We start from the raw sequence: 6,795 nt of genomic DNA, 5'->3' as shown, positions 1-6,795 counted from the left end.
CTCGATGATCAGTCGAGAACTATCGCCTCTGACGAGGCGTTAGTCGAGATACAAGGAGCTGGCTTGCCGGCGATGGCGGCCGAATGATCGCTGCAAGGCTTGCGGGCCTCATCGCTGGCAAGCCAGCTCCTACAGGGTCCGCGCTCGCCTTGCGATCAAGGTCGGGTTACAGCATAGCCTCGTAGGCAAACAATGCCGGAGCGCCACCGGTATGGAGGAAGATGATCGGGCCGTCCTCGAAACGCTGGAGAGCGATGCCATCGAGCAGCCCGGCCATGGCCTTGCCGGTGTAGACCGGGTCGAGCAGGATGCCTTCCTGGCTGGCCAGCAGCTTGACCGCCGCCAGTGTCCCGGCGTTCGGCTCGCCATAACGCGGTGCGAAATACTCGTCCCACAATTCGACCTTGAAGCTGGCCGGTACCGACACCCCCAGCAACTCGGCCGTGCGCTCGGCCAGGCCCTGCACCTTCGGACGCTGCGCCTCGTCGCTACGGGACACCGTCACCCCGACCACCGGCAACCGCGGCAGCGCTTCGCTCAAGGCCAGGCCCAGGCCGCTGTGGGTCCCGGCGCTGCCGGAGGCCAGCACCACCGCGGCAAATTCCAGCCCGCTGTCCTCGATCTGCGCCGCCAGTTCGAATCCGGCCCGTACATAACCCAGCGCGCCCAGGGCGTTGGAACCGCCGATCGGCACCAGGTACGGCTTCTTGCCGTTGCCACGCAGGCGCTCGGCCAGGGCCTGCAACTGCTCGTCGGCATTGTCCAGGTTGTCTACCAACTCGACCCGGGCGCCGAACAGGTCCAGCAACAAGCGGTTGCCGTTGCCCAGGTAGTTGGCGTCCTCGGTACCGATGGGATTCTCCAGCAGGGCCACGCAGCCCAGTCCGAGACGGGCCGCCAGGGCCGCCGTCTGGCGCACATGGTTGGACTGGATGGCACCGGCGGTGATCAGCGTATCGGCGCCGACCGCCAGGGCATCGGCCCCCAGGTATTCCAGCTTGCGCAGCTTGTTGCCGCCCAGGGCCAGGGGGGTCAGGTCATCGCGCTTGATGTAGATATCGCGGCCGACCCACGCCGACAGGCGTTCGAGCTTTTCCAGGGGGGTGGCCTGGGCCAGGAGTTCCAGACGGGTAAAACGGGCAAGCTGTTGTTTGATCATGGGGCCAAGCTGACTGTGGGAGATGCCAGGACTATAGGCAGCGGCTTTTCGCCAGGCAACTGTCATTCGCTTATGCCGAAAAGTTCTGAATAAAGCACCATTCGTTCTTAATTGCCGTTTGTGTCGGTGCCGTAAAGTGGAAGTCATTCAGGCGACCCGATAGGCCGGTCGTCCAGCCGGAGATTTGATCGTGAGCGAGCGTTCCAGCCATTGGCAACTACAGACCATCGTCAGCCAGCTGCGCAGCGCCCGGGATGAGTGGCGCAGCCGTAACGGCCGGGTCAGCGACGAACAGGGCGGCCGTGAACTACCGTCACGCCAGGCCATGGCCGAGATCCTCGAGTCACTCTGCGGCGCGCTGTTTCCCATGCGCCTGGGGCCGGTGGACCTGCGTGAGGAAAGCGAAGATTTCTACGTCGGCCACACCCTGGACGCCGCCCTCAATGCCCTGCTGGCCCAGGCGCGGCTGGAACTGCGCTATGTGGCGCGGCACGGCGGCGAGTCGGACAGCGAGGTCCAGGCCAAGGCCGTGCAACTGATCCAGGACTTCGCCATGGCCCTGCCGGAATTACGCCGGATGCTCGACACCGACGTGCTGGCGGCCTACCACGGCGACCCGGCGGCACGCAGCGTCGATGAAGTGCTGTTGTGCTACCCGGGGATTCTCGCGGTGATCCATCATCGCCTGGCCCATCACCTGTACCGGGCCGGGTTGCCGTTGCTGGCGCGGATCAGTTCGGAAATCGCCCACTCGGCCACCGGGATCGACATTCACCCCGGGGCGCAGATCGGCCGCAGTTTCTTTATCGACCATGGTACCGGCGTGGTGATCGGCGAAACCGCCATCATCGGCGAGCGGGTGCGGATCTACCAGGCGGTGACCCTGGGCGCCAAGCGCTTCCCGGCGGATGAGGACGGCCAGTTGCAGAAGGGTCATCCGCGTCACCCCATCGTCGAGGACGACGTGGTGATCTACGCCGGGGCGACCATCCTCGGCCGCATCACCATCGGCCGCGGCGCCACCATCGGCGGCAACGTCTGGCTGACCCGCAGCGTGCCGGCCGGCTGCAACCTGACCCAGGCCAACCTGCAGCAGCATGAGGACGGAACGCAGCGCTAGCTCGCCACAAAGTCGCACCGCCAAGCCCTGCGATTAGTCCTACAGACCACATCCGTGTTTAACTTGACCGTTCGATCAAGTTAAACCGGCGGCCCGCCGCCCGCTCACAACAGGAGGCTTGCCTTTGCTGAGTCCGAGATGCCCAGCCACGCTTCATACCCTTGAGGTGCCCGTCTCATGAGCACTTCAGCCCTCCCCACCAGCGGCCTGGTCCGCATGAACCCACCGGTGTTCTACTTCGCCGCCACCTTCATCCTGCTGTTCGGCCTGCTGGTCATCGCCCTGCCCGAAGCCGCCGGCCAATGGCTGCTGGCGGCACAGAACTGGGCGGCCAATACGGTCGGCTGGTATTACCTGCTGGCGATGACCCTGTACCTGGTCTTCGTGGTGGTCACCGCCTTGTCCGGCTACGGCAAGATCAAGCTCGGTGCCGACCACGACGAACCCGAGTTCAGCTATCTGTCCTGGGCCGGCATGCTGTTCGCCGCCGGGATCAGCATCACCCTGTTCTTCTTCTGCGTCTCCGAACCCCTGACCCACCTGCTGCAACCGCCCCAGGGCGAGGCCGGGACCCCGGCCGCCGCGCGCCAGGCCATGCAGATCCTGTTTCTGCACTGGGGCCTGCACGGCTGGGGGGTGTTCGCCTTCGTCGGCATGGCCCTGGCCTACTTCGCCTACCGGCACAACCTGCCGCTGGCCCTGCGCTCGGCGCTCTATCCGCTGATCGGCAAGCGCATCAACGGGCCCATCGGCTATGCCGTGGACGGCTTCGGCATCATCGCCACGGTGTTCGGCCTCGGCGCCGACATGGGCTTTGGCGTCCTGCACCTCAACTCGGGCCTGGACTACCTGTTCAACGTGCCCCACACCCAGTGGGTCCAGGTCGGGCTGATCAGCCTGATGATGGGCGCGGCCATCGCCGTCGCGGTCACCGGCGTCGACAAGGGCGTGCGGGTGATGTCCGATATCAACATGCTGCTGGCCTGCGCGCTGCTGCTGTTCGTGCTGTTCGCCGGGCCGACCCAGCACCTGCTCAATACCCTGATCCAGAATCTGGGCGACTACCTCGGCGCGCTGCCGACCAAGAGTTTCGACCTCTACGCCTATGACAAGCCCAGCGACTGGCTGGGCGGCTGGACAGTGTTCTACTGGGCCTGGTGGATCGCCTGGGCGCCGTTCGTCGGCCTGTTCATCGCGCGGATCTCCCGCGGCCGGACCCTTCGCGAGTTCGTCTTCGGCGTGCTGCTGATCCCGCTGGGCTTCACCCTGGCGTGGATGTCGATCTTCGGTAACAGCGCCATCGACCAGGTGCTCAACCACGGCATGACCGCCCTCGGCCAGTCGGCCCTCGAGGATCCGTCACGGACGCTGTACCTGCTGCTGGAAACCTACCCCTGGAGCAAGACGGTGATCGCCGTCACGGTGTTCATCAGCTTTGTGTTCTTCGTCACCTCGGCCGACTCCGGCACCGTGGTGCTCTCGACCTTGTCCGCCCGTGGCGGCAGTGCCGACGAAGACGGGCCGAAGTGGCTGCGGGTGTTCTGGGGCGCGATGACCGCACTGATCACCAGCGCCCTGCTGTTCTCCGGCAGCATCGATGCGCTGAAGTCGGCGGTGGTGCTGACCTCGCTGCCGTTCTCGCTGATCCTGCTGCTGATGATGTGGGGACTGCACAAGGCGTTCTACCTGGAGTCGCAGAAGCAGATCGCCCGGCTGCACTCACTGGCGCCGGTGTCCCACTCGCGGCGCAGCGGTTGGCGCCAGCGCCTGGGCCAGGCGGTGCACTTCCCGTCGCGGGACGAGGTCTACCGGTTCCTCGACCAGACGGTGCGTCCGGCCATCGAGGACGTCAGCGCGGGGTTCGTCGAGAAGGGCCTGAACGTGGTGACGCAGCCGGACCCGGCCAATGACAACGTCAGCCTGGAAATCGGCCATGGCGACCAGCACCCGTTCATCTACCAGGTGCAGATGCGCGGCTACTTCACGCCGTCCTTCGCCCGCGGCGGCATGGGCCCCAGGGCGCTGAGAAACCGTCGCTACCACCGCGCCGAGGTGCACCTGCGCGAAGGCAGCCAGGACTATGACCTGATGGGCTACAGCAAGGAGCAGATCATCAACGACATCCTCGACCAGTACGAACGGCACATGCAGTTCCTGCACCTGGTGCGTTGAGACGCCGCCTCAGGCCTTGTCCAGCACCATGAACAAGGCCATGGCGATGGCCGGCAGACCGAACACCGCCAACCCGGTCATCAATTCCGAAAGGACGCTCTGGTGGGCGGTGATCACCCCGATGGCGCCGTTGACGATCGTCGCCAGCAACCACATGCCGAGAAAGCCGACGCCGAGGATCTGCCGGCCGATGCCCAGGCGCTGGCCGAAGAACAGCGTGCCGCCGAGCAGGATCAGGCCGATGGCGAGGATGATGGCGGTGTGCATGGTGTGTCCTCCAGGGCGGTGCTGTCTGTTAGCCCCAATACCGATTTGTAGGCGCCGGCTTGCTGGCGATGAGGCCAGGGAGCCTTGCATCACCCGATGGACCGCTATCGCCAGCAAGCCGGCTCCCACAGGTGGGTATGCCAAGCTTGACTGACGGACGTCCTCTCATCCCTCACTAACACTGTAGATCGAAACCCGGCCCCTCAACGGCGCCGACCTGTAACAGATCCACCAGCCCGACTCACCGGAACATCCAGGCGTCAGACCAGGCCACCGTTGGCGCGCAGGACCTGGCCGTTGACCCAGGCGGCGGCCGGGCTCACCAGGAAGGACACCACGTCGGCGATGTCTTGCGGCTGGCCGAGACGCTCCAGCGGCGGCATCCTGGCGAAGGTCTGGATCTGCTCTTCGCTCTTGCCGTGCAGGAACAAGTCCGTCGCCACCGGGCCGGGAGCCACGGCATTGACGGTGATCCGCCGACCGCGCAGTTCCTTGGCGAACACCTGGGTGAGCGATTCCACCGCCGCCTTGCTGGCGATGTACACCGCGTAGCCGGGCAGGTTCAGGGCCACGGTGCTGCTGGAGAAGTTGACGATGCGGCCGCCGTCATTCAGCCGGGTAGCGGCTTCGCGCAGGGTGTTGAAGGTGCCGCGGGTGTTGATGGCGAAGGTCTGCTCGAACAGTTCGTCGCTGTGCTGGGCCAGGGGCAGGACCTTGAGCACGCCGGCGTTGTTGACCAGCACGTCGACCTTGCCCAGTTGCTGCTCGGTCTCATCGAACAGCCGGGCGACATCGGCGGAACGGGCGACATCGGCCTTGATCGCTATGGCCTGGTGGCCGGCCTGGCGCAGCTCCACCACCAGCGCCGAAGCCTCGGTGGCACTGCTGGCGTAGTTGATCGCGACGGCAAAGCCTTGCGCAGCCAGCTGGCGGGCGATAACCGCGCCGATGCCGCGTGAAGCGCCGGTGACGATGGCCACTTTCCGGTTCTGGTGGGTCATGTCGAATCTCCTGGGGTGTGGGTTGGGTGTGGCGCCAATCTCACAGGTTTACCCAAGGTGATAAATGCACGATAGTTGGCTTGACTGTTCAATAATCGCCAACAATCAACCTCAACGGAGCGCCCATGGACCAGGTCAAGGCCATGAAGGTATTCGTCCGGATCTATGAGCGCAGCAGCTTCACCCTGGCCGCCGAAGACCTGAACCTGCCCCGCGCGACCCTGACCCACACCCTGAATCAGTTCGAGGCCTGGCTCGGCACCCGGCTGCTGGAGCGCAGCACCCGCCGCGTCCGGCCGACCCTCGACGGCGAGGCCTATTACCCGCGCTGCGTGCAGTTGCTGGCGGAGCTGGAAGAGGCCGAGCTGGCGTTTCGCTCGGTGGCGCCCAAGGGCCGGTTGCGGGTGGACTTGCAGGGGGCGCTGGCCAGGTATTTCGTGATCCCGGCGCTGCCGCAGTTTCTCGAACGCTACCCGGATATCGAGGTGTCGATGAGCGAGGCCAGCCAGTTTATCGACCTGATCGCCGAAGGCGTGGATTGCGTGTTGCGTTCAGGCAATCTCGGTGACTCCTCGCTGGTCGGTCGCCGGGTCGCCAATTTGCGCCAGACGACCTGCGCCAGCCCGGCGTACCTGCGCAGACATGGCGAGCCGCAGTGCCTCGCGGACCTGAGCCGGCATCAGGGCGTCAACTACGTTTCAAGGGCCACCGGCAAAGTATTCCCGTTCGAGTTCAGCGAGGCGGGCGAGCTGCTCGAAGTGCCCCTGGCGGGCCGGGTGTCGGTATTCGGCGCCGAGATCTATGTCGCCTCGGCCGTCTCCGGACTGGGGCTGATCCAGGTGCCGCATTACCGGGTGGCGGAGCAGATCGCGCAGGGCTTGCTCAAGGAAGTCCTGCCGAACCACCCACCACCGCCGATGCCGGTGTCGGTACTCTATCCGCAGAACCGCCATATGTCGCCGAGGGTGCGGGTATTCGTGGACTGGATCAGCGAGATTTTTGCCAAGGCGATGTAGAACATGAAAGGTTTCAGCCACGGATAGAAGCGCTGTCGGCGCGGGTCCGAGTTCGGCGTA

General features: G+C 65.2%; 6 protein-coding genes. 3 read left to right on the top strand and 3 right to left on the bottom strand.

The features are described 5' to 3' along the window. Positions 1-166: 166 nt before the first annotated feature. Entirely contained in the window at positions 167-1,159 is a 993-nt protein-coding gene (locus tag UCMB321_RS28935; RefSeq protein ID WP_040071990.1) for a D-cysteine desulfhydrase, read from the bottom strand. A 190-nt stretch (positions 1,160-1,349) separates the two neighbouring features. Between UCMB321_RS28935 and epsC the strand changes: the two genes are divergently transcribed. Together epsC and betT are read left to right on the top strand one after the other, a co-directional pair. After that, on the top strand, positions 1,350-2,279 hold the full coding sequence (gene epsC / locus UCMB321_RS28930; protein ID WP_040071989.1) for a serine O-acetyltransferase EpsC: 930 nt from the start codon (positions 1,350-1,352) through the stop codon (positions 2,277-2,279). Between the two features lie 216 nt (positions 2,280-2,495). After that, positions 2,496-4,451, top strand: coding sequence for a choline BCCT transporter BetT (gene betT / locus UCMB321_RS28925; RefSeq protein ID WP_209437220.1), 1,956 nt, complete (start codon positions 2,496-2,498; stop codon positions 4,449-4,451). A 9-nt stretch (positions 4,452-4,460) separates the two neighbouring features. On the opposite strand, the gene UCMB321_RS28920 is transcribed toward betT, so the two are convergent. Together UCMB321_RS28920 and UCMB321_RS28915 are read right to left on the bottom strand one after the other, a co-directional pair. Further along, on the bottom strand, positions 4,461-4,718 hold the full coding sequence (locus tag UCMB321_RS28920) for a hypothetical protein (protein WP_040071987.1): 258 nt from the start codon (positions 4,716-4,718) through the stop codon (positions 4,461-4,463). Positions 4,719-4,978: 260 nt separating this feature from the next. Next, the gene (locus tag UCMB321_RS28915) at positions 4,979-5,719 is read right to left on the bottom strand and encodes an SDR family oxidoreductase (protein WP_040071986.1); all 741 of its coding nucleotides are present in this window, start codon (positions 5,717-5,719) and stop codon (positions 4,979-4,981) included. Positions 5,720-5,844: 125 nt separating this feature from the next. On the opposite strand from UCMB321_RS28915, the gene UCMB321_RS28910 reads away from it, so the two are divergent. Continuing rightward, entirely contained in the window at positions 5,845-6,735 is an 891-nt protein-coding gene (locus tag UCMB321_RS28910; protein WP_040071985.1) for a LysR family transcriptional regulator, read from the top strand. Positions 6,736-6,795 lie beyond the last annotated feature (60 nt).

Origin of the sequence: Pseudomonas batumici (assembly GCF_000820515.1) — a bacterium.
GTDB classification, from domain to species: Bacteria; Pseudomonadota; Gammaproteobacteria; order Pseudomonadales; family Pseudomonadaceae; genus Aquipseudomonas; species Aquipseudomonas batumici.
Note: the sequence above shows the minus strand (reverse complement) of the source record. Positions and strands in the feature narration are given on the sequence as shown.

Bases quoted from the DNA above. Each gene is read 5' to 3' on its own strand.
- UCMB321_RS28935 (WP_040071990.1), bottom strand. From the start codon at position 1,159: ATGATCAAACAACAGCTTGCCCGTTTTACCCGTCTGGAACTCCTGGCC.
- betT (WP_209437220.1), top strand. From the start codon at position 2,496: ATGAACCCACCGGTGTTCTACTTCGCCGCCACCTTCATCCTGCTGTTC.
- UCMB321_RS28920 (WP_040071987.1), bottom strand. From the start codon at position 4,718: ATGCACACCGCCATCATCCTCGCCATCGGCCTGATCCTGCTCGGCGGC.
- UCMB321_RS28915 (WP_040071986.1), bottom strand. From the start codon at position 5,719: ATGACCCACCAGAACCGGAAAGTGGCCATCGTCACCGGCGCTTCACGC.
- UCMB321_RS28910 (WP_040071985.1), top strand. From the start codon at position 5,845: ATGGACCAGGTCAAGGCCATGAAGGTATTCGTCCGGATCTATGAGCGC.